The 23,590-nt window shown below is 72.6% G+C and carries 15 protein-coding genes and 2 pseudogenes; 16 read left to right on the forward strand and 1 reads right to left on the reverse strand.

The window, feature by feature from the left end:
* Positions 1-146: 146 nt before the first annotated feature.
* From M2163_RS27610 to M2163_RS27635, 6 genes and pseudogenes are all read left to right on the forward strand, one after another.
* Positions 147-1,310 carry a TadA family conjugal transfer-associated ATPase gene (locus tag M2163_RS27610; protein WP_280897327.1) on the forward strand — a complete coding sequence of 388 codons (1,164 nt, stop codon included), beginning with the start codon at positions 147-149 and terminating at the stop codon, positions 1,308-1,310.
* Positions 1,311-1,465: 155 nt separating this feature from the next.
* Positions 1,466-2,395, forward strand: coding sequence for a type II secretion system F family protein (locus M2163_RS27615; RefSeq protein ID WP_280895319.1), 930 nt, complete (start codon positions 1,466-1,468; stop codon positions 2,393-2,395).
* Positions 2,392-3,180, forward strand: a complete 789-nt coding sequence (locus tag M2163_RS27620) for a type II secretion system F family protein (protein WP_280895320.1) — start codon at positions 2,392-2,394, stop codon at positions 3,178-3,180. The genes M2163_RS27615 and M2163_RS27620 overlap by 4 nt, the downstream gene beginning before the upstream one ends.
* Before the next feature lie 122 nt (positions 3,181-3,302).
* Positions 3,303-3,524 carry a DUF4244 domain-containing protein gene (locus tag M2163_RS27625; RefSeq protein WP_280850155.1) on the forward strand — a complete coding sequence of 74 codons (222 nt, stop codon included), beginning with the start codon at positions 3,303-3,305 and terminating at the stop codon, positions 3,522-3,524.
* On the forward strand, positions 3,511-3,882 hold the full coding sequence (locus M2163_RS27630) for a TadE family type IV pilus minor pilin (protein WP_280895321.1): 372 nt from the start codon (positions 3,511-3,513) through the stop codon (positions 3,880-3,882). Before M2163_RS27625 ends, M2163_RS27630 begins: the two co-directional genes overlap by 14 nt.
* A 116-nt stretch (positions 3,883-3,998) precedes the next feature.
* Positions 3,999-4,379: pseudogene (locus M2163_RS27635) on the forward strand (Rv3654c family TadE-like protein); the annotation flags it as partial.
* On the opposite strand, the gene M2163_RS27640 reads toward M2163_RS27635, so the two are convergent.
* The gene (locus M2163_RS27640; protein ID WP_280895322.1) at positions 4,345-6,954 is read right to left on the reverse strand and encodes a DEAD/DEAH box helicase; all 2,610 of its coding nucleotides are present in this window, start codon (positions 6,952-6,954) and stop codon (positions 4,345-4,347) included. The pseudogene M2163_RS27635 and the gene M2163_RS27640 overlap by 35 nt on opposite strands.
* 80 nt (positions 6,955-7,034) lie before the next feature.
* Between M2163_RS27640 and bldG the strand changes: the two genes are divergently transcribed.
* The 10 genes and pseudogenes from bldG to M2163_RS27690 all read left to right on the forward strand — a co-directional run bounded on the left by bldG (position 7,035) and on the right by M2163_RS27690 (position 23,581).
* Positions 7,035-7,376 (forward strand): anti-sigma factor antagonist BldG, encoded by a 342-nt coding sequence (gene bldG, locus M2163_RS27645; protein WP_006132569.1) that lies wholly within the window; start codon positions 7,035-7,037, stop codon positions 7,374-7,376.
* Positions 7,377-7,494: 118 nt separating this feature from the next.
* The gene (locus M2163_RS27650) at positions 7,495-7,932 is read left to right on the forward strand and encodes an ATP-binding protein (protein ID WP_280895323.1); all 438 of its coding nucleotides are present in this window, start codon (positions 7,495-7,497) and stop codon (positions 7,930-7,932) included.
* 266 nt (positions 7,933-8,198) lie between these two features.
* Positions 8,199-10,607, forward strand: a complete 2,409-nt coding sequence (locus M2163_RS27655) for a sodium-translocating pyrophosphatase (protein WP_280895324.1) — start codon at positions 8,199-8,201, stop codon at positions 10,605-10,607.
* A 196-nt stretch (positions 10,608-10,803) separates the two neighbouring features.
* Positions 10,804-11,421 (forward strand): small secreted protein, encoded by a 618-nt coding sequence (locus M2163_RS27660; protein WP_280850150.1) that lies wholly within the window; start codon positions 10,804-10,806, stop codon positions 11,419-11,421.
* A gap of 70 nt (positions 11,422-11,491) precedes the next feature.
* Positions 11,492-13,020: pseudogene (locus M2163_RS27665) on the forward strand (class I SAM-dependent methyltransferase).
* Positions 13,021-13,198: 178 nt separating this feature from the next.
* Entirely contained in the window at positions 13,199-15,310 is a 2,112-nt protein-coding gene (locus tag M2163_RS27670; protein ID WP_280895325.1) for a serine/threonine-protein kinase, read from the forward strand.
* A gap of 265 nt (positions 15,311-15,575) precedes the next feature.
* Positions 15,576-15,773 (forward strand): hypothetical protein, encoded by a 198-nt coding sequence (locus tag M2163_RS27675; protein WP_280895326.1) that lies wholly within the window; start codon positions 15,576-15,578, stop codon positions 15,771-15,773.
* 259 nt (positions 15,774-16,032) lie between these two features.
* Positions 16,033-18,861, forward strand: a complete 2,829-nt coding sequence (gene topA / locus M2163_RS27680; protein ID WP_280895327.1) for a type I DNA topoisomerase — start codon at positions 16,033-16,035, stop codon at positions 18,859-18,861.
* A gap of 124 nt (positions 18,862-18,985) precedes the next feature.
* A complete protein-coding gene (tmk, locus tag M2163_RS27685) occupies positions 18,986-22,177 on the forward strand; it encodes a dTMP kinase (RefSeq protein WP_280895328.1) in 3,192 nt (1,063 codons plus the stop codon).
* Positions 22,178-22,375: 198 nt separating this feature from the next.
* Positions 22,376-23,581 (forward strand): DNA polymerase III subunit delta', encoded by a 1,206-nt coding sequence (locus tag M2163_RS27690; protein WP_280850142.1) that lies wholly within the window; start codon positions 22,376-22,378, stop codon positions 23,579-23,581.
* Positions 23,582-23,590: the final 9 nt, after the last annotated feature.

Genomic DNA, 23,590 nt, shown 5'->3' on the forward strand with positions numbered 1-23,590 from the left:
GTCCCGCGGCGGCGTGGCGGACGGGGCAGCCGATGGCGGGTCACGTCGAGCGACGGCGGTCCGGTGAGGTGCCGGTCGGCACCGCAGGACGAGCGCGGACCGCCCCGTCGGCGGTTGCCACGGCGCCCTCGGCGGCCGGCGCGGACATGGCTCCCGGGCTGCTGGACGGCGTACGGCAGTGGCTGGCCGAGAGCGGGGCCGAACCCACGCCCGCGCGGGTGGCACAGGCGCTGCGGGAGCAGGGACGGGTCCTCGGGGACGCCGAAGTGCTGGGCGCGGCCGAGCGGTTGCGGTCCGAACTGGTCGGCAGTGGCCCGCTGGAGCCGTTGCTCGCCGACCCGTCGGTGACGGACGTCCTCGTGTCGGCGCCGGACCGGGTCTGGGTGGACCGGGGCGGCGGACTCGAACTGACCGGCGTCTCCTTCCCCGACGCGGCCGCAGTACGACGGCTCGCGCAGCGGCTCGCCGCGGTGGCGGGGCGGCGCCTCGACGACGCCCGGCCCTGGGTCGACGCCCGGCTGCCGGACGGCACCCGCCTGCACGCGGTACTGCCTCCGGTCGCCGTCGGCTGTGCCTGTCTGTCCCTGCGGGTCGTACGGCCGCGCGCGTTCACGCTGGACGAACTGGTCGCGGCCGGCACGGTTCCGCCGGGCGGGGACCGGGTGCTGCGGGCGCTGCTGGCCGCACGTCTGTCGTTCCTCATCAGCGGCGGGACGGGCACCGGCAAGACGACGCTGCTGAGTGCCCTCCTTGGGCTGGTCGGGCCGGGTGAGCGGATCGTGCTCGCGGAGGACTCGGCGGAGCTCAGGCCGGACCATCCGCACGTCGTCCGGCTGGAGACGAGACCCGCCAACCAGGAGGGCGCCGGGCTGGTCACGCTGGAGGACCTGGTCCGCCAGGCACTGCGGATGCGGCCGGACCGGCTCGTCGTGGGCGAGGTGCGCGGGCCCGAGGTGGTGCATCTGCTGGCCGCGTTGAACACGGGCCATGAGGGCGGCTGCGGGACCGTCCACGCCAACGCGGCGGCCGACGTACCGGCCCGTCTGGAGGCGCTGGGTACGGCCGCCGGGCTCGACCGGGCCGCGCTGCACAGCCAGTTGGCGGCCGCGCTGTCGGTCGTCCTGCATCTCGTGCGCGACTGGGCTGGGCGGCGGCGGATCGCCGAGGTGCGGGTGCTGGAGCGGGACTCCTCCGGGCTGGTGCGGACGGTGCCGGCGCTGCGGTGGACAGCGGAGGCGTTCGCGTACGAGCGCGGGTGGGAGCGGCTGCGGGAACTGCTCGGGGACGCGATGCCGGGACTGGGGCGGTGACGTCGGCGGACGACCCGGGTGAGGAGGACTCCTCGGGACGGTGACGAAAGGGCTTGGACGGTGAGGTGGATGACGTCGGCGGACGGCCCGGGCCGGTGGGACGCCTCAGGGCGGCGACGAGAGGGCTTGGACGGTGAGAGGACGTGGTGATCGGGATGAGGGAGATGCCGGTGGGGTCGACGGGAGTGGCCGTGGCGTGCCTCGGGATGGCTGTGTGGCTGTGGGGCGGACGGCGTGCCGGGATGCGGCGGGCGAGGGTTCTGCTGGCCGGCGGTGGGGTCGTGGGAGTGGGGCCTCCGCAGTGGCGACGGCTGGTGGCGGAGCTGCGGCGGGTTCGTGGGCGGCTGGGGTTCGAGTGGTGGGCGGCGGTCGCCGGGCTGGTGCTCGCCGTGCTGGGGGCCTCGGTGCTGCCGGTCCTCGCGGGGGCGGCCGGGGTGCCGTTGCTGCGGCGGATGCGGCTGATCCGGGAGGAACGCCGGGTGCGTGAGCGGCGGGCAGCCGCGGTGATCGCACTGTGTGCGCTGGTCGCCGGGGAGGTGCGTGCGGGACGGCAGCCGGGGGAGGCGCTGGCGGGGGCCGTGCGGGATGTCGAGGGGCCGGCGGACGGCCGGGGCGGCCTCGATGGGGCCCGTCACGAATCACCGGAGTGCGGCGGGCTCGGGGAGACGCAGGCCGCTGTGCTGGCGGCGGCCCGCTTCGGCGGGGACGTTCCGGGGGCGCTCGCGGCGGCGGCGCGGCGGCCCGGTGCCGAGGGGCTGTCAGGACTCGCCGCGTGCTGGCGGGTGGCCGTGGACCAGGGCGCGGGGCTCGCGGCAGGGCTCGATCGGCTCGAAGCGGCGTTGCGGGCCGAGCGTGACCAACGGGCCGATCTGCGAGCCCAGTTGGCAGGGGCGCGGTCCACGGCCTGGATGCTCGCCGCGTTGCCGGTGCTGGGCCTGGGCCTCGGTGCGGCCCTCGGCGCCGATCCCCTGCACGTCCTGCTGCACACCGGGACCGGGCTGGGCTGTCTGCTGGCCGGCGGCCTCCTGGAGGGCGTCGGAATGTGGTGGGCGGCGCGGATCGTGCGGGGAGCCGAGGCGGCATGAGCGAGGAAGTTGTCCACAGGCTGGGGGCGGTTCTGGGGGCCGTCCTGGTGGTCGCCTGGCTCGCCCGGTGGGCCGCGGCGGTGCGGTGTGAGCGCGGGCTGCGGCGTCGGCTCGGAGAGCTGCTGGCCACTGCGGAGGTCGCCCCCGAGCATCCTCGGTCCGAGGCGCGGGAGTTCGCGCGGCGGTGGCTGCCCCTGCTCGGCGTCGGGTGTGCCGGGTGGGTGCTGGTCGGCGGAGTCGCCGGTGTCGCGGTCGGACTGGTCGTCGCGGCGGGGCTGTGGCGGTGGCGGCTACGGCAGGCGGCCGGCGTGAGTGCCCAAGAGGCCGACGCGCGCGAGGCGGCCCGGCAACTGCCGCTCGCCGCCGACCTCCTGGCCGCCTGTATCGCGGCCGGCGCCGGTCCCGTGATCGCGGCGCAGGCCGTGGGCGAGGCGCTGGGCGGCCCCGTGGGCGAGGGACTCGCGCGTGGAGCGGCGGAGGTGCGCCTCGGCGGCGAACCGGGCGAGGCCTGGCGAAGGCTGGCCGCGACACCGGGTGCCGGGGCGCTGGCCCGGCTGCTGGAACGCGCCGATGTGACCGGACTGCCCGCGGCCGGGCCGGTCGCCGGGCTCGCCGCGGACGCCCGCGCCGACTGGGGGCGCGCCGCGACGGCACGGGCACGGAAGGCCGCCGTGCTGGTCACGGCGCCGGTGGGGCTGTGTTTCCTGCCCGCGTTCATCGCCGTCGGCGTGCTGCCGATCGTGATCGGGCTCGCGGGAGGGGTGCTGGGAGGGGGTGGGCGATGACCGGCGGCCGTCGGTGAGAGGGAGGGCGGGCAGGTGGCTGGGCAGTTCGGTGAACAGCCGGACAAGGAACAGCAGAAGCATTCAAGCAGCGATCAACAAGACCTATTCCTACGGGGGTTGAGATGTATAAGGCGGTTCGGGCGCGGATGCGTGCCCTGGTGTGCAGGACGGTGTGCCGGGTGCGGACGATGCGCGGGGACGAGGGAATGGTCACCTCCGAGTACGCGATGGGGATCGTCGCGGCGGTGGCGTTCGCGGTGGTCCTCTACAAGGTGGTCACGAGTGGCGCCGTCAGCGCGGAACTCCAGGCCATCGTGAAACGGGCGCTCGATGCGAAGGCGTGAACGGGCCTCGGACCAGGGGTTCGTGACGGCGGAGTCGGCCATGGTGCTGCCCGTGCTGGTGATGTTCGCGATGGCACTGGTGTGGGGGCTGCTCGTGGTGGCCGCGCAGATCCAGTGCGTGGACGCGGCCAGGACGGGCGCCCGCGCGGCGGCCCGCGAGGACCCCGCCGAGGCGGTCGTCCGGGTGGCTCGGGACACGGCACCGCGCGACGCGGAGGTCACGGTCGCCCGGGAGGGCGACCGGGTCCGTGTCGTGGTCGTGGCGAAGCCACCCGCGCTGCACGGCCTGCCCTTCGAGGTACGGGAGGAGGCCGTGGCGCTGGTGGAGGCGACGGTGGGGGTAGGGGGACGACGGTGAGCGGGGGAGCCGGTGAGCATGGGGGCGCCGGAAGGCGATTCGTGGTCGGACGGTTCTCGCGGAGTGGTGGTGGGCGGTTCGCCACCGCTCGGGTGACTCGGCTGTGGTTCGCCGCCGTGCGCGTCGCCGGCGGCCGGTTCGCCGGTGCTCATGGTGGTACCGGGCGTTCGGACCGGGGTTCCGCGACGATCTGGAGTGTCGGTGCCATCGCCGTGCTGTGCGTGGTGTTCGGGGCCGTACTGGCCCTCGGGCAGGCCGTCGTCGTACGGCATCGGGCGGCCGGTGGTGCGGATCTCGCTGCGCTCGCGGCGGCGGACCACTGGGCCGACGGTCCCCAAGTGGCCTGCGCCAGGGCCGGGGACGTCGCCCTGGCGCAGGGTGTGCGGCTCGTGCGGTGCGCGCTGGTCGGCGAGATCTCCGATGTGACAGCGGCCTCGGGACGGGGGCCGTTCACGGCGGAGGTCAGGGCGCGGGCGGGGCCTGCGGGGCCGGTTCCGTCGCAGGCCCCGCTTCCGCCGGCCCTCGACGGGGCTGCGCCGAAGCTGTCCGGGGGCCGGTGGCCGGTGCCTCCTGGGGATCCGGCTGCTCCTGGAGCCCGGGCCCCGGATCTGCCGGGAGCCCCTCCTCCGGCGCCTCCCGCAACAGCTCCGTGAGGAGCCGTACCGCCCCCCTCTTGTGCAAGGGGTCGTTGCCGTTGCCGCACTTGGGGGACTGGATGCAGGACGGGCAGCCGGCGTCGCACTCGCAGGAGGCGATGGCCTCGCGGGTGGCGGTGAGCCAGGCGCGGGCGGTGTGGAAGGCGCGCTCCGCGAAGCCCGCGCCGCCCGGGTGGCCGTCGTAGACGAAGACCGTGGGGAGCAGTGTGTCGGGGTGGAGGGGGATGGAGACCCCGCCGATGTCCCAGCGGTCGCAGGTCGCGAAGAGGGGGAGGAGGCCGATCGAGGCGTGTTCGGCGGCGTGCAGGGCGCCCCCGAGGATCTCCGGGTTGATCCGGGCCTCGTCGAGCTGGTCCTCGGTGACCGTCCACCACACCGCGCGTGTGCGGAGCGTACGGGGAGGGAGGTCGAGTTTCGTCTCGCCCAGTACCTCACCGGTGATGAGGCGTCTGCGGAGGAAGGAGACGACCTGGTTGGTGACCTCTACGGAGCCGTAGCACAACCTGCCCTGGCCCCAGGGGACTTCGACGTCCGTCTCCAGGACGGAGATCGCCGTGGTGTCGCGGGCGACCGTGGAGTAGGACGGGTTCGCCTCCTCGACCAGGGCGACGGAGTCCTCCAGGTCCAGGGAGCGGACGAGATAGGTGCGGCCCTGGTGGAGGTGGACCGCGCCCTCGTGGACGGCGGTGTGGGCGGAGCCCGCGTCGACCGTGCCGAGGAGTCGGCCCGTGCCCGACTCGACGATCTGGACGGGCCGGCCGCCCTCCCCGCGGATGTCGGCCAGGTCGGCGGCCGACTCGCGGCGGGTCCAGTGCCAGGCCTTGGTGCGGCGGCGCAGGAGCCTCGCCGACTCCAGCTGCGGCAGCAGGTCCGTGGACGAGGGCCCGAACAGCTCCAGGTCCTCGTCGACCAGGGGCAGTTCCGCCGCCGCCGCGCACAGGTGCGGGGCGAGGACGTACGGGTTGTCGGGATCGAGGACCGTGGACTCCACCGGCTGGTCGAAGAGGGCCTCGGGATGGTGGACGAGGAAGGTGTCCAGGGGGTCGTCGCGGGCCACCAGGACCGCCAGGGCGCCCTGACCCGCCCGTCCGGCCCGGCCGGCCTGCTGCCACAGGGACGCGCGCGTACCGGGATAGCCGGAGATCAGGACGGCGTCCAGCCCCGAGACGTCGATGCCGAGTTCGAGGGCGGTGGTGGCGGCAAGGCCCAGCAGCTCTCCCGAGTGCAGGGCCTGTTCCAGGGCGCGGCGCTCCTCCGGGAGGTAGCCGCCGCGGTACGCCGCCACACGGCGGGCCAGGGAGCGGTCGACCTCGGTGAGGCGCTCCTGGGCGATCACCGAGATCAGCTCGGCGCCGCGCCGGGAGCGCACGAAGGCGACCGAGCGCACGCCCTGCACGGCGAGGTCGGTGAGGAGGTCGGCCGTCTCCGCCGTGGCGGTGCGGCGGACCGGGGCGCCCTTCTCGCCCTGCATCTCGGTGAGCGGGGGCTCCCAGAGGGCAAACACCAGTTCGCCGCGCGGGGAGGCGTCGTCGGCCACCTCGACCACCGGCAGGCCGGTGAGGCGGCGGGCGGCGACCGACGGCTCGGCGGCGGTCGCCGAGGCCAGCAGGAACACGGGGGAGGCGCCGTAGCGGGCACAGAGGCGGCGCAGGCGGCGCATCACCTGGGCGACATGGGAGCCGAACACGCCGCGGTAGGTGTGGCACTCGTCGATGACGACGTACTTGAGCGCCTTCAGGAAGGAGGACCAGCGGGAGTGGGAGGGGAGTATCCCGCGGTGCAGCATGTCCGGGTTGGTCAGCACGTAGTTGGCGTACTGGCGGATCCACTCGCGTTCCTCGAACGGCGTGTCGCCGTCGTAGACCGCGGGGCGCACCGAATGGCCCAGCGGTTGTGAAAGTTCCTTCACCGAGCGGCACTGGTCCGCTGCCAGGGCCTTAGTGGGTGCCAGGTAGAGCGTGGTGGCGCCGCGGCCGTTCGGGGCCTCGGAGCCCTCCAGGAGCGTGGACAGGACCGGCACGAGGTACGCCAGGGACTTGCCGGAGGCGGTGCCGGTGGCGACGACGACGGACTCGCCGTCCAGGGCGTGCTCGGCCGCGCGTGCCTGGTGGGCCCAGGGGTGCTCGATGCCGCAGGCCTGGACGGCCGCGATGACCTCCGAACGGATCCGGTCGGGCCAGACGGCATGGCGACCCGCACGTGGGGGCAAGTGCTCCGTATGAGTGATGCGCGCAGCCCGGCTCGGCCCGGCGGCGAGCCGGTCCAGGACCGTGCTCGGCGAGGGGCGGAGACCGGCGTCCGTCGAGGGTCGATCGGATCGGAGATTCTTGGCCATCGGCACCGAGTGTGTCACTGGCGTGACGGACAATGGGACCAAGGCGTCGTGCACGCCTGCCGGTAAGTGATTGAATGCCATCGCGGCTGGCGAACCGTCCCGGGGGCTCTGCCGAGGTGTCCCGAGGGGCGACCGCTCGATAGCAAGGTGCTGGAGGATCCGTGGACCTGTCCCTGTCGACCGAGACCGTCGGCGATCGCACGATCGTCAGGGTCGGTGGCGAAATCGACGTATATACCGCGCCCAAGCTGCGCGAGCAGCTGGTCGAGCTGGTGAACGACGGCAGTTTCCACCTTGTCGTCGACATGGAGGGCGTGGACTTCCTCGACTCCACCGGGCTCGGCGTACTGGTCGGCGGACTCAAGCGGGTGCGTGCCCATGAGGGCTCGCTGCGCCTGGTCTGCAACCAGGAGCGCATTCTCAAGATCTTCCGTATCACCGGCCTCACCAAGGTGTTCCCGATCCACACCTCGGTCGAGGAAGCGGTGGCGGCGACCGACTGACCCGTTCCCGGGCCCGTGCCCGGGGCGGCAGAAGGACGTCGACAGAAGCAAAGGAGGAGGGCCGGGCTTTCGGCAGCCCGGCCCCCCGACAGCACGCCCGTAGTTCCGAGGGGGACGCATGGCCACCGTTGAACTCCGTTTCAGCGCGCTGCCCGAGCACGTCAGGACCGCCCGACTGGTGGCGGCAGCGGTGGCGCGCAGGGCCGGAGTGGACGAGGCCGTCCTCGACGAGGTCAGGCTCGCCGTCGGCGAGGCCTGCACCCGCGCCGTCGGACTGCACCAGAGCGGCGGCATCAGCGCGCCGGTCAAGGTGCTGCTGATCGAGGAGGAGAAGCAGTTCTCCATCGAGGTCGGCGACGAGGCACCGCGTTCGGCCCCGGGTGACCGGGCGCCGGGCGCTTCGGGCGAGGAGCCCGACGTGGAGGCCGAGGATGACGAGATGGGCCTCGCGGTCATCAGCGGCCTCGTCGACGACGTCGAGGTCACCGCAGGGGAGCATGGCGGACAGATCCGTATGACCTGGCCGACCACGCCGCCGGCCGCGACGCTTCCCTGACCGGTACCTCGTTTTCTGCACCGAAGGGCCCTACCCGTTAGGGCCCTTCGGCATGTCAGGGGGCCATTTCTGTGCCTACAGTGGTCTGTGCATCGGATTTCGTGAAGCAATTCACGATCAAGGAAATGGATCACAATGCCTTCGGGGCATTACTGCTTTCAGGTTCCGTAAAGGCTAATTCCGTTTACCGCGCCCTGTTTTGATCAGGGTGTGGTACCTACAATCCGTCCACATCTTGAGCTCAGCCCAAGCGTCAAGGAGGACGAATGGCGGGGCTTTCTACCCCTGATCAGTTGGACCAGCCCACAACAACCCTCGCGGCCGCGGTGCTCACCGACGACAACCGGGTGCTGATCGCGGTCATCGCGGTCGTCGCCCTCGCGGCGCTCGTGGTGGCGGGTGTCCTGGTGCGCCAGGTGCTCGCGGCCGGTGAGGGAACCGACAGCATGAAAAAGATCGCGGCAGCGGTCCAGGAAGGCGCGAACGCCTATCTGGCCCGCCAGCTGCGCACGCTCGGCGTATTCGCCGTCGTCGTGTTCTTCCTGCTCATGCTGCTGCCCGCGGACGACTGGAATCAGCGCGCAGGCCGATCCGTGTTCTTCCTGATCGGCGCCGCGTTCTCGGCTGCCACCGGCTATATCGGCATGTGGCTCGCCGTGCGCAGCAATGTGCGTGTGGCCGCGGCGGCGCGAGAAGCCACTCCGGCGGAAGGCGAGCCGGAAAAGGATCTCACCGCCGTCTCGCACAAGGCCATGAAGATCGCTTTCCGAACGGGCGGCGTGGTCGGCATGTTCACGGTGGGGCTCGGTCTGCTGGGCGCCTCCTGTGTGGTGCTGGTGTACGCGGCCGACGCGCCGAAGGTTCTGGAGGGCTTCGGTCTCGGCGCGGCGCTCATCGCGATGTTCATGAGGGTCGGCGGCGGCATCTTCACCAAGGCCGCCGACGTCGGCGCCGACCTGGTCGGCAAGGTCGAGCAGGGCATCCCGGAGGACGACCCGCGCAACGCCGCCACCATCGCCGACAACGTGGGCGACAACGTCGGCGACTGCGCGGGCATGGCGGCCGACCTTTTCGAGTCGTACGCCGTGACCCTGGTCGCCGCGCTGATCCTCGGCAAGGCGGCCTTCGGCGACTCCGGGCTCGCCTTCCCGCTGCTCGTCCCGGCGATCGGCGTGATCACTGCGATGATCGGTATCTTCGCGGTCGCCCCGCGCCGCTCCGACCGCAGCGGCATGTCCGCGATCAACCGCGGGTTCTTCATCTCCGCGGTGATCTCGCTCGTGCTGGTGGCGGTGGCCGTCTTCGTCTACCTGCCGGGGAAGTACGCCGACCTCGACGGCATCACCGACACGGCGATCAGCGGCAAGGACGGCGACCCGCGGATCCTCGCCCTCGTCGCCGTGGCGATCGGGATCCTGCTCGCCGCTGTCATCCAGCAGCTGACCGGCTACTTCACCGAGACCAACCGCCGCCCGGTCAGGGACATCGGCAAGACCTCGCTCACGGGCCCCGCCACCGTCGTCCTCGCCGGTATCTCGGTCGGCCTGGAATCGGCCGTCTACACCGCCCTGCTGATCGGCCTCGGCGTCTACGGGGCCTTCCTGCTCGGCGGCACGTCGATCATGCTGGCGCTGTTCGCGGTGGCGCTGGCCGGCACCGGCCTGCTCACCACGGTCGGGGTGATCGTCGCCATGGACACCTTCGGGCCGGTCTCCGACAACGCCCAGGGCATCGCCGAGATGTCCGGCGACGTCGAGGGCGCGGGCGCGCAGGTGCTCACCAACCTGGACGCCGTCGGCAACACCACCAAGGCCATCACCAAGGGCATCGCCATCGCCACGGCGGTCCTCGCGGCGTCGGCGCTCTTCGGGTCGTACCGTGACGCGATCACGACCGGCGCGCAGGACGTCGGAGAGAAGCTCAGCGGGGCCGGTGCGCCGATGAGCCTGATGATGGACATCTCGCAGCCCAACAACCTGGTCGGCCTCATCGCCGGCGCGGCGGTGGTCTTCCTCTTCTCGGGGCTGGCGATCAACGCGGTGTCGCGGTCGGCGGGCTCCGTGGTCTACGAGGTGCGGCGGCAGTTCCGCGAGCACCCCGGGATCATGGACTACACCGAGGAGCCGGAGTACGGCAAGGTCGTCGACATCTGCACCAGGGACGCCCTGCGCGAGCTCGCCACGCCCGGACTGCTCGCCGTGACGGCGCCCATCTTCATCGGGTTCACCCTCGGTGTCGGCGCCCTCGGCGCGTTCCTCGCGGGCGCGATCGGGGCGGGCACCCTCATGGCGGTCTTCCTGGCGAACTCGGGCGGTGCCTGGGACAACGCCAAGAAGCTCGTCGAGGACGGCCATCACGGCGGCAAGGGCAGCGAGGCCCATGCCGCGACCGTGATCGGCGACACCGTCGGCGACCCCTTCAAGGACACCGCGGGCCCCGCGATCAACCCGCTGCTGAAGGTGATGAACCTGGTGGCGCTGCTGATCGCACCGGCGGTGATCAAGTTCAGCTACGGCGACGACAAGAGCGTCGGTGTGCGGATCTTCATCGCCGTGCTCGCGTTCCTCGTGATCGCCGGCGCGGTCTACGTCTCCAAGCGGCGCGGCATCGCCGTGGGTGACGAAGACAACGAGAAGAAGGTGGCCAAGTCGGCGGACCCCGCGGTGGTTTCGTAGGTCCCGGCACGAGGCCCAGCTCAAGGGGCGGGCGGGAGGCGCGCGTTGGTGCGCCGCCCGCCCGCCTTCCGTGTGCGCGCTGCTCGGCCGTGAGCCTTCTCTCGCAGGGAGCAAAAGCTTACAAATGGTCCTTTTCAGGGCATCCGGCGTGTGGACGTGGTGCCGGTGCCGTGTAACGTCCGGTGGCCGAGAGGCCATGGAAGGGACCAATCCGGTGAACAAGAAGCTCGCGGCCGCACTGTCCGGCGGTGCGGTACTGGTACTGGCGCTGTCGGGATGCGGTGGCAGCGAGGACAACAAGGAACTCGACGCCTGGGCCAAGAAGGTCTGCGACCTGGTGCCGGCCCAGAACAAGAAGATCACGGCGGCCTACGACGCGATCACCAAGGCGGCCGAGGACACCGAGAGCACCCCGGCGGAGCTCCAGAAGGCCGACTCCCAGGCCTTCCAGGACCTGTCCGACGGCTACAAGGCGCGCGCCACGGTCATCAAGAACGCCGGGGCGCCTCCCGGTGCCGAGGACGGAGCGAAGAAGCTCCAGGAGGCCGTCAGGCAGCTCACGGCCCTCTCGGCGTCGTACGCCGACATGAAGACACAGGTGGACAAGCTCGACACCAAGGACCAGGCGAAGTTCGCGACCGGTCTCAAGGACGTCTCCGCCGAGATGAAGCAGGTGGAGACGCAGCGTCAGACCGCGCTCACGGCCCTGAAGGACCTGGAGTCGGGCGACACCAAGAAGGCGCTGTCCGAGCAGTCGGGCTGCAAGGCGGCGTCCACGTCGCCGGCCGCGTCCGCCTCGGCGACGGACAGCTGAGCCCCGCGGGTCCCGCACGAGTGGGCTCGATGAGGCGTGTCGCGCGGCGGGCGCGGGCCACAATGGGGGCGTGAGTACCTCCAGTCTGCCCACGCTGCCCGCCGCCCCCGCTCCCGGCCGTCCCGATGTCACCGCGCGGCTGCGGGACGCCCTGCTCGGGGCCTCCTTCACCGCCGACGGACTGCTGGAACTGCTCGGCGCCCCCGCCTACGCGGCCCTCGCGCGCAGCGAGACCGTGCCCGCGCTCCGGGCGACCCGCGGGGACACCCCGCTGGAGGTGCTCGTACGCCTGTTCCTCCTCCAGCAGCCGGTGCCCCACGCGCGCGTGGCGGACGTGCTGCCCGTCGAGGAGTGCGTGGCCGGCGGCTGGCTGGTGCGCACCGGTACGGACGAGCTGGCCGCGACGGTGGACGTCCGGCCGTACGGCGGCCCCGGGGGCGAGGACTGGTTCATCGTGTCGGACCTGGGCTGTGCCGTCGGCGGTGCGGGTGGCATCGGCAGCTGTGACGAGGGGGTCGTGCTCGGGGTCGGCGGCGCCTCCACGACCCTCGCCGGCATCACCGTGCGCACGCCCGTCGGCTCCGCCCTCGACCTCGGCACCGGCTCCGGGATCCAGGCCCTGCACGCCGCACAGCACGCCACGCGCGTGACGGCGACCGACCTCAACCCGCGCGCGCTGCACATCACCGCGCTCACGCTGGCCCTGTCCGGCGTCCCGGCGGCCGATCTGCGGGAGGGCTCGCTGTTCGAGCCCGTCAAGCAGGGTGAGACGTACGACCTCATCGTGTCGAACCCGCCCTTCGTGATCTCGCCCGGTGCGCGGCTGACGTACCGCGACGGCGGGATGGGCGGGGACGATCTGTGCCGCTCGGTCGTTCAGGGGGCGGGGGATGTTGCTGAACGAGGGCGGGTTCGCGCAGTTCCTCGCCAACTGGCAGCACGTCGCGGGGGAGGAGTGGCAGGACAGGCTCAGGTCGTGGGTGCCGCGCGGGTGCGACGCGTGGATCGTGCAGCGCGAGGTCCAGGACGTCACGCAGTACGCCGAGCTGTGGCTCAGGGACGCCGGTGACCACCGCGGCGACCCGGCCGAGTACCAGGCGCGCTACGACGCCTGGCTGGACGAGTTCGAGGCGCGCAAGGTGAGGGCCGTGGGCTTCGGCTGGATCACCCTGCGCAGGACGGGTTCCGCCGAGCCCTCGATCACCGTGGAGGAGTGGCCGCACCCGGTCGAGCAGCCGCTCGGGGACACCGTCCGGGCGCACTTCGAGCGCCTCGACTACCTGCGCGCGCACGACGACGCGGCCCTGCTGGAGGCCCACTTCAGGCTCGTGCCCGAGATCGTCCAGGAACAGGTCGGGCTGCCCGGCGCGGAGGACCCCGAGCACGTGGTGCTTGCGCCAGCACCGCGGGATGCGCCGGGCCACGAAGGTGGACACCGTCGGCGCGGGCTTCGCCGGCGTGTGCGACGGCTCGCTGAGCGCGGGCCGCATCCTCGACGCGATCGCCCAGCTCATGGGTGAGGACCCGGTCCTGCTGCGCGACCGTACGCCCGCGCAGATCCGGATGCTGGTGGAGCAGGGGTTCCTGGAACCGGCGTGAATCCGGCGGGGCGTGCCCTCTGAGGCGACTCCTCACCCCTGTGACTCCTGTGCCCGATCTGGCGGGATTGGCCCCGAAAAGGCCTCCTGTCAGTGGGGCGTGCGAAGCTACCTTCTAGGGACGAACCGTGCGTGTTCTCGGGGGAGGCGCGCTGTCTCGGGTCTCGGGGGGAGGCGTGATGGCGGGGGATACGCCGGATCAGGGTGAAGGCAGGACGATCAACGGCCGGTACCGGCTGCTGCGCTCGCTCGGCGCGGGCGGCATGGGCCGCGTGTGGCTGGCGTACGACGAGGAGCTGGCCTGCGAGGTCGCGCTGAAGGAGATCGCCCTCCCGGACGCGCCCCTCGCCGCGGGCGGGACGGTCGCGGGGAGCATCGCCCGGGCCCGCAGCGAGGCCCGGCACGCGGCCCGGCTGCGCGGCCATCCGCATGTGGCGACGGTGCACGACGTGGTGGTCCATGAGGGCCTGCCGTGGATCGTCATGGAGTACGTGCCCGACGCGGTCGACCTCCAGGCCCTCGTACGACGCTCCGGCCCGCTGTCGCCCGGGCAGGCGGCCCGCGTCGGCCTCGCCGTCCTCGACGCCCTCACCGCCGGGCATCGCGTCGGCATCCTCCACAGGGATGTGAAACCGGCCAACATCCTTCTGGCGTCGGACGCCTCGGGCGACCCCTGCGCGCGCGTCCTGCTCAGCGACTACGGCATCGCGCTGAGGCCGGAGTCCGGCGAGCCCAGGCTCACCGCGACGGACGGCATCCTCGGCACCCCGGGCTATCTCGCCCCGGAGCGCGCCCGGGGCGAACCGCCGACCCCGGCCGCCGACCTGTTCTCCCTGGGCGCCACGCTGTACGCCGCCGTCGAGGGCCGCGGCCCCTTCGACCGCCACGGCGAGTACGCCACGCTGACCGCCCTGCTGAGCGAGGACCCCACCCCGCCCGTGCGGGCCGGCGAACTGACGCCGGTGCTGCTGGGGCTGCTGGTCAAGGACCCCGTGCGCAGGTTGTCCCCGGAGGCGGTGAAGCGGGAGCTGGAGCGGGTCGTGCAGGGGGCGGCGGGCGCGGGCGCGGCGGGGCCGGAGCACGGGGCCGTCGGGGGAGGGTTCGGGCCGTCGGCCGGGAGCTGGGGCCCGGCGGCCGGTACGCCGGGTCCTCCCTGGACACCGACTCGGCGTACTCCGGTGGACGCCGGGTCGACGCCCGGATCGGCACCGCCGTACAGCGCGTGGTCGCCGGCCGCCGGACAGGGTCCGGAACCGGGCAACCCGTATGCCCAGGAGACGAGTTCACCGCATGCGAGCGGGTCGCCCTACAGGGGCGGGGCTCCGGCGTACCCGTACGCGCAGTCGTACGGCAGCGGAGCGGCCGGTGGACACGGCGGCCCGGGCCGGCCCCGGAGACGCCTCGCGCTCGTCGCCCTCGTGGTCGGCGTGCTCCTCGCCGTCGGGGGCGGAGTGTGGGGAGTCGTGTCGCTCACCGGGGACGACGGCAGGAAGGACACCGCGACCAAGGCGTCACCGGGCACGAGTGCGGGTGCGAGTGCGTCACAAAAGTCGTCGCCGACCGGGCCCGTGCCGCCGTACGGCGAGGTGGTCGGGCTCGACGCGCCCCTGGAGACCGGGGACTGCGTGCAGGCGGTGTGGTCGGGGACGCCGTTCAGGTCGGCGCCGAACCTCGGGGTCGTGGACTGCGCGGACGACTGGCCGGACGGCCAGGTCGTGGCGGTCGACAAGGCCACCGACTTCGCCGACGCCAGGGCCCGCGGGGCGAAGCGCTGCGCGAGCCTGAGCCGGACCGTCGTGGCGGCGCTGCCGGACGCGGCCGGATACGCCGTCGTGCCCACCGAGCAGGGCTTCCGCGCGGCCGGCGGCGGTACGGCCTGTCTCGTGCTCGGCCGCCACGCCGCGATAGGCGGTGAGGTGGGCCGCTTCCGGGACCTGGGCACGGACCTGTGGGTCGGTCAGATGAGCGTCGGCGACTGCTGGGTCTACCAGCAGCTCGACGACGGCTACAAGGCTCCGCTCACGGACTGTTCGAAACCGCACACCGACCAGGTGATCGGCACCGTCGCGGCCCCGGCCGGAATGAGCCACAAGAAGGGCACCGACAACGCGACCAAGTTGTGCGGCAACGAATTCGAGTCGGCCTGGGCGCCCGACCGGGAGCGTCTTGTGTACGGCTGGGTGGCGGACGAGGACGACTGGAAGAAGGGATTCACCAAGATCGTGTGCACGGTCAGTCTGACCGACAACAAGAAGTCGAGCGGGAAGATACCCCCGCCCGGAGCGGTCTGAATCCGGTCGGTTTCCGCGCCGAATCCGCTGTGGCCCCGGTCGCAGTCATACGGGATCCCGGTGGGAAGCGGGCGAGAACCGGACGCGATCCGGACGGCATCCGGGGGGCGTCCGGGCCGGGCGGGGCGACGACCCGTACTCGCGCAGGGCCGGGCGGGGTCGTGTCGGCGCGGCGTTCACCCGGGGTTCGTCTGTCCGCCGCCCGCGCGTGCCAGTCTCCATCGCAAGCGCACGCGCGGCCGGGAGAAAAGGGGCACGGGAGACCATGGAGAGCGGACCGGCGATCTTCGCGGGAATGGTGTTCGCCCTGTTCGGCGGGGGGCTGCTGATGTGGACCGCGGCCCGGGTCCGGCATCGCGAGCCCGTCGCCCATGGTGTGAGTCCCGTCGCATCCGCGACCCTCGCGACGCTCGCCGGGCTCATTGCACTGGCCCTCGGCGCATGGTGCTTCACCGGCCTCTAGGACGGCACATGAGAGGTCGTCGCGAGCGGGACGACCAGTAAATAGGAGATCGCCCTCCGGATGAGCCCGAAAAGGCCGGTGGGTACTCCGGGCGGCAGGAATGGCGGTAGTCGGGTTACCGTTCGAGTGGCCGTTGCGGGCTTTTCCCGTTTGACACGGGGGCGGGATGTACCGTCACACTCCGCAAGCGTCCGTATGACCCGACCCCGGGAACCAAGGCCTGGGGATACCCCAGCGTCGACCGGAGAGAAGAGCGAAGTTGTCCCCGACCAGCGAGACCGCACAGGGCGGCCGCCGACTCGTCATCGTCGAGTCGCCTGCCAAGGCGAAGACGATCAAGGGCTATCTCGGCCCCGGATACGTCGTCGAGGCGAGCGTCGGGCACATCCGCGACCTCCCCAACGGCGCCGCGGAGGTGCCCGAGAAGTACACCGGCGAGGTGCGCCGCCTCGGCGTGGACGTCGAGCACGACTTCGAGCCGATCTATGTCGTCAACGCCGACAAGCGGGCCCAGGTCAAGAAGCTCAAGGACCTGCTGAAGGACTCCGACGAGCTCTTCCTCGCCACCGATGAGGACCGCGAGGGCGAGGCCATCGCCTGGCACCTCCAGGAGGTCCTCAAGCCCAAGGTCCCGGTCAAGCGGATGGTCTTCCACGAGATCACCAAGGCCGCGATCCAGGCCGCCGTCGCCAACCCGCGCGAGCTGAACCAGAAGCTGGTCGACGCCCAGGAGACCCGCCGCATCCTCGACCGCCTCTACGGCTACGAGGTCTCGCCGGTCCTGTGGAAGAAGGTCATGCCGCGCCTGTCGGCCGGCCGTGTCCAGTCGGTCGCCACCCGGCTCGTCGTCGAGCGGGAGCGCGAGCGCATCGCGTTCCGTTCCGCCGAGTACTGGGACCTGACGGGCACCTTCTCGACCGGCCGCGCGGGAGATCCCTCGGACCCGTCGTCGCTGGTCGCCCGACTTCAGACCGTCGACGGCAGGCGGGTCGCGCAGGGCCGCGACTTCGACTCCCTGGGGCAGCTCAAGAGCGCGAACACCCTGCACCTGGACGAGGCCAACGCCCGTGCGCTGGCCGCGGCCCTGGAGCAGACGCGGTTCGCGGTCCGCTCGGTCGAGTCCAAGCCGTACCGCCGCTCGCCGTACGCCCCGTTCCGTACGACGACCCTCCAGCAGGAGGCCTCGCGCAAGCTCGGCTTCGGCGCGAAGGCGACCATGCAGGTGGCCCAGAAGCTGTACGAGAACGGCTTCATCACCTACATGCGTACGGACTCCACGACCCTCAGCGACACCGCCGTCGCCGCGGCCCGCGCCCAGGTCACCCAGCTCTACGGCGCCGACTACCTGCCGTCGAGCCCGCGGACGTACGCCGGGAAGGTCAAGAACGCCCAGGAGGCGCACGAGGCGATCCGTCCCTCGGGTGATCGTTTCCGCACGCCCGCCGAGACCGGCCTGACCGGTGACCAGTTCAAGCTCTACGAGCTGATCTGGAAGCGCACCGTCGCCTCGCAGATGAAGGACGCGACCGGCAACAGCGTCACCGTGAAGATCGGCGGCACCGCCGCCGACGGCCGGGACGTCGAGTTCAGCGCCTCCGGCAAGACGATCACCTTCCACGGCTTCCTCAAGGCCTACGTCGAGGGCGCCGACGACCCGAACGCCGAGCTGGACGACCGCGAGCGCCGGCTGCCCCAGGTCAGTGAGGGCGCCCCGCTGTCCGCCGAGGAGATCACGGTCGACGGGCACGCCACCAAGCCCCCGGCCCGCTACACCGAGGCCAGCCTGGTCAAGGAGCTCGAGGAGCGCGAGATCGGCCGCCCGTCGACGTACGCGTCGATCATCGGCACGATCCTCGACCGCGGCTACGTCTTCAAGAAGGGCACGGCACTCGTGCCGTCCTTCCTGTCCTTCGCCGTGGTCAACCTCCTGGAGAAGCACTTCGGGCGGCTCGTCGACTACGACTTCACCGCCAGGATGGAGGACGACCTCGACCGCATCGCCCGTGGCGAGGCCCAGTCCGTGCCGTGGCTGAAGCGGTTCTACTTCGGCGAGGGCACCGGCATCGGTGGCGCGGCCGAGGCCGGCAACGGCGACGGGGACCACCTCGGCGGCCTCAAGGAGCTGGTGACCGACCTGGGCGCGATCGACGCGCGCGAGGTGTCGTCGTTCCCGGTGGGCAACGGCATCGTGCTGCGGGTCGGCCGCTACGGCCCGTACATCGAGCGCGGCGAGAAGGACTCCGAGGGCCACCAGCGGGCGGACGTGCCCGAGGACCTCGCCCCGGACGAGCTGTCCGTCGAACTCGCGGAGGAGCTGCTGGCCAAGCCCAGCGGCGACTTCGAGCTCGGCGCCGACCCCGCGACGGGCCACCAGATCATCGCCCGCGACGGCCGCTACGGCCCCTACGTCACCGAGGTGCTCCCCGAGGGCACCCCGAAGACCGGCAAGAACGCCGTGAAGCCGCGTACGGCCTCGCTGTTCAAGTCGATGTCCCTGGACACCGTGACGCTGGCGGACGCCCTCAAGCTGATGTCGCTGCCGCGGGTCGTCGGCGTCGACGCCGAGGGCCAGGAGATCACCGCGCAGAACGGCCGCTACGGCCCGTACCTGAAGAAGGGCACGGACTCGCGCTCGCTCCAGACGGAGGAGCAGCTCTTCACGATCACCCTCGAAGAGGCGCTGCAGATCTACTCCCAGCCCAAGCAGCGCGGGCGCGCGGCCGCCAAGCCGCCGCTGAAGGAGCTCGGCACCGACCCGGTCAGCGAGAAGCCGGTCGTGGTCAAGGACGGCCGCTTCGGCCCGTATGTGACCGACGGGGAGACCAACGCGACCCTGCGCTCCGGCGACAGCGTCGAGGAGATCACCCCCGAGCGCGGCTTCGAGCTGCTCGCCGAGAAGCGGGCCAAGGGGCCCGCCAAGAAGACGGCGAAGAAGGCGCCCGCCAAGAAGGCCCCGGCCAAGAAGGCGACGGCCGCCAAGAAGACCGCGGCGAAGAAGACCACGACGGCCGCGAAGAAGACCACGGCGAAGAAGACGACCGCCACCGCGAAGAAGGCGGCGGCTTCGAAGGCGGCGTCGGAGGACTAGGTCCGGCGCTGTTCCTCCACCAAGGCTTCGCAATGCGAACGTCCCGGCATCACTTTGGTGTCGGGACGTGCGCACGTCAGGACGGGCCCTCCGGGCTGTCGGTGGCTCCCGATAGGCTGAACGCATGACCCGTGCGGAGCAGCCAACGGCCCCTGAACCGGCCCCCGACGACGCCCTGGTCGCGGACTCCCGCGAGCGCGCCGTCCGCGCCCTGCTGCGCAGGCCCCAGCTCAAACGCCTGTGGAGCGCCCAGCTCGTCGGCGGGATCGGCGACACCCTCGCACTCCTGGTGCTGGTGCTGCTGGCCCTTCAGGCGGCGATCGCCGGGGGCTCGTTCAGCGGCGGCTACCGGGGCGCGGCGTTCGCAGTGGCGACCGTCTTCGGTACGCGCATCCTGGCGACGCTGCTCTTCGGCGCCGTCCTGCTCGGCCCGCTGACCTCGCTCACCTCGCACGAGGGGCCGCTCGACCGCCGCTGGACCATGGTCGGCGCGGACGGGGTCAGGCTTGCCCTGCTCATCGTCGCGCCGCTGTGGATCGACTGGATGCCGGACGACGCCCTGGCGATGCTCCTGGTGACCGTCTTCGTGACCGGCGTCGCCGAGCGCTTCTGGACCGTGTGCCGTGAGAGCGCGGCACCCGCCCTGCTGCCGGCCCCGCCGCCGGAGGGGGCCACGGTACGACCGCTGCCGGACCACCTGGACGCGCTGCGCCGCCTGTCGCTGCGGACGACCTTCGTGGCGATCCCGCTCGCCGGTGCCGCGCTCGTCGTCGCGGGCCTGCTCAACAACCTGCTGGGCTCCGGCATCGCCTGGTTCGGCCAGCACCAGGCGGCCCTCGCGTCGTACGTCGCGGCCGGACTGTTCGCCGCGTCCCTGTCCCTGCTGACCTTCCTGGAACTGCCCGACACCCGCACCCCGCGCGCGCGTTCGCCGCTGGAGGGGCTGCGCCGGCCCAAGACGGGCACCGGCGTCGACAAGGGCCGTACCGGCGCGATCCCGCTGCTGGTGCCGGCCTGCGCCGCGATCGCAGGGGCGATCGCGGCCGCCGTGGCCGTCGCTGTGCTGCACGCCAAGGACCTGGGCGGCGGCCCGGTGCTGTACGGGCTGATGGTGCTCGCGCTGACCGGCGGTGTCGTCATCGGCATCCGTACGGCCCCCAGGGTGCTCGTCTCGCTCTCGCGGCGCCGGCTGCTCGCGCTGGCGATCGCCTTCACCGGTGTCGCCCTGCTGGCCGCCGGGCTCGTCCCGGACGTCACCACCGTGCTGCTGATCGAGGCGCTGGCCGGTGTCGGTGCGGGCGTGGCCGCCAACACCGGGCACACCCTGCTGGACCAGGAGACCGAGGAGTACCGGCGGGCCCGGACCACCGAGCATCTGCACGCGGTCGTGCGGGTCGCTGTGGCGTTCGGCGCGCTGGTCGCACCCCTGGTGGCCGCGGCGATCGGCCCGCACCGGCTGGAGAACGGCAAGTTCGTGTTCGCGCACGGCGGCGCCGCGTTCACCCTGATGCTGGTCGGCGCGCTGCTGCTGCCGGTGGCCGCGCTGGTGCTCGCCAAGGTCGACGACCGGTCCGGCGTACCGCTCAGGCACGACCTGCGGGACGCGCTGCTCGGCGGCGACGACCCGGTGACCGTGCCCGCCGGCACCGGATTCTTCATCGCGCTGGAAGGCGGTGACGGCGCCGGGAAGTCCACCCAGGCCGAGGCGCTCGCCGAGTGGATCAGGGCCAAGGGACACGAGGTCGTGGTGACGCGCGAGCCGGGGGCGACCCCGGTGGGCAAGCGGCTGCGGTCGATCCTGCTGGACGTGTCGAGCGCCGGGCTCTCGCACCGCGCGGAGGCGCTGCTGTACGCGGCGGACCGCGCGGAGCACGTGGACACCGTCGTCCGTCCCGCGCTGGAGCGCGGCGCTGTCGTGATCTCCGACCGGTACATCGACTCCTCGGTGGCCTACCAGGGCGCCGGGCGCGACCTGTCCCCGACGGAGATCGCCCGCATCAACCGCTGGGCGACGAACGGACTGGTACCGCATCTGACGGTCCTGCTGGACGTGTCCCCGGAGATCGCCCGCGAGCGGTTCACCGAGGCGCCGGACCGGCTGGAGTCGGAGCCCGCGGAGTTCCACGCGCGCGTGCGGTCCGGATTCCTCACGCTGGCCGCCGCCGACCCCGGCCGCTACCTGGTCGTGGACGCGGGACAGGAGCCCGAGGCCGTCTCGACCGTCGTACGCCACCGCCTGGACCAGATGCTGCCGCTGTCCGAGCAGGAGATCCGGGAGCAGGAGGAGGCCCGCCGCAAGGCCGAGGAGGAGGCGCGGCGCAGGACCGAGGAGGAGGCCGCGCGCAAGGCCGAGGAGGAGCGCCTGGAGCGGGAGCGCCAGGAGCAGCTCGCCCGGTTGAAGGCCGAGGAGGAGGAGCGCAAGCGGCGCGAGCTGGAGGAGGCCCAGCGCCGCGAGGCCGAACGCCAGGCGGAGGAGGCCCGGCTGCGGGCCGAGGAAGCGCGCAGGCGTGCCGAGGAGGAGCGGGCGCGGCTCCTGGCCGAGGAGAAGGCCCGCGCCGAGGAGGAGGCGCGGCGCAAGGCCCAGGAGGAGGCCGCCCGCAAGCGGGCCGAGGAGGAGGCGCGCCTGCGTGCCGAGGCCGAGGAGCGGCGGCTGGAGAAGCAGCGCAAGGCCGAGGAGGCGTTGCTGCGGGCGGAGGAGGCCCGGCGGCTCGCCGAGGCCGCGGCCGCGGCGGCGGAGGAGGGGCCCAGGCAGGCCGCCACTCCCGCGCCGGGGATGGACGCGGCGACCGTGCCCACGCCCGTGGTGACGCCGACGAACGCGTCGGGCGGTCCGGTGGACGAGACGGCGGTGCTGCCCCGCGTGTCCATGGTGAAGGACGACGAGGAGTCCTCCGGGGCGTCCGGCGAGGCGGACTCCGAGGTGACGGCCGAGCTTCCGCAGCCGCCGGTTCCTCCGGGTGCGGCGGACGAGACGGCGGTGCTGCCGCCCGTCCCGCCGGGTGCCGCCGATGAGACTGCGGTGCTGCCGCCCGTCGCGCCTCCGGGCTCGGCCGAGGAGACGGCCGTACTGCCCCCCGTGCCTCCGGCGCCGGGGGAGGGGCCCTCGGACCGGGTGCCGCGGGGGTACTTCCGGGACGAGGAGCGCACGCGGGAGCTGCCGCAGGTCGACGAGCAGGGGACGCCTCGGCGCAGGGGCCGGTCGGACTGGGCCGAGGAGACTCCGCTGGACGATCTGCCGACGTTGGCGGACGAGTTGCTCGGGCCGCATGACGACGAGTACGGGGACGATCGGGGACGGCGGGGCCGGGGGCGGTAGCGGTCGTTGTGCGGGCGCGGGTGCGTTGTGGCTGGTCGCGCAGTTCCCCGCGCCCCTGAGTGGGTGCGGCGAGGGCACGTCGAGCTGCAGCCACCTGCCCACCGGCCCGCGGCCGACGGCCGTCCGTCGACCCGTTGTCAGTGCCCACCCGCACAATGGACCCGGAGCACTGAGCACAACGAAAGGGCGGCGTGACCCATGACCGTATGGGACGACCTGGTCGGCCAGGAGAGGGTGAGCGAGCAGCTCGCGGCCGCCGCTCGGGACGCCGACGCCCTGGTCACCGCCGTCGCCACCCAGGCCCCGCCGCCCGAGGCGTCGAAGATGACGCACGCCTGGCTGTTCACCGGCCCCCCGGGGGCGGGCCGGAACCAGGCGGCGCGGGCCTTCGCCGCCGCGCTTCAGTGCGTCAGTCCGGACCGGGCCCTGGGGGGAGCGCCCGGCTGCGGGTTCTGCGACGGGTGTCATACGGCGCTCATCGGCACCCACGCCGACGTCAGTTCCGTGGCCGCCGTCGGCACCCAGATCCTCGCCGACGACATGCGGGACACCGTCCGCAAGTCCTTCACCTCGCCGGCCAACGGCCGCTGGCAGATCATCCTCGTCGAGGACGCCGAGCGGCTGAACGAGAAATCGGCCAACGCGGTCCTCAAGGCCGTGGAGGAGCCCGCCCCCCGCACGGTCTGGCTGCTGTGCGCGCCGTCCATCGAGGACGTCCTGCCGACGATCCGCTCCCGCTGCCGCCACCTGAACCTGAGCACTCCCTCCGTGGAGGCCGTCGCCGACATGCTCGTGCGCCGGGAGGGCGTCGAGCCGGCCGCCGCGCTGGCCGCCGCCCGTGCCACCCAGGGCCATGTCGACCGGGCCCGCCGCCTCGCCACCGACCCGGCCGCCCGTGAGCGCCGTGCCGCCGTGCTGAAACTGCCCCTGCGGATCGACGACATCGGCGGCTGTCTCAAGGCGGCGCAGGAGCTCGTCGACGCCGCGGCCGACGACGCCAAGCAGCTCGCCGAGGAGATGGACGGCAAGGAGACCGAGGAGCTGAAGGCGGCGATGGGCGCCTCCCAGGGCGGCCGCATGCCCCGCGGCACGGCGGGCGTGATGAAGGACCTGGAGGACCGGCAGAAGCGCCGCCGCACCCGAACCCAGCGCGACAGCCTCGACCTGGCCCTGACCGACCTCACCGCGTTCTACCGGGACGTCCTCGCCCTCCAGCTCGGCTCCCGGGTCGCGATCGCCAACGCGGACGCCGAGGACGCCCTGGAGCGGCTCGCCCGCGGCAGCTCCCCGGAGACCACGCTCCGCCGAATCGAGGCGATCGGTGCCTGCCGCGACGCCCTCGACCGCAATGTGGCCCCGCTGCTCGCGGTGGAGGCCATGACGATGGCGCTCCGAGCGGGCTGAGGACCGGGA

The organism is Streptomyces sp. SAI-135, from assembly GCF_029893805.1.
Taxonomy (GTDB): Bacteria; Actinomycetota; Actinomycetes; order Streptomycetales; family Streptomycetaceae; genus Streptomyces.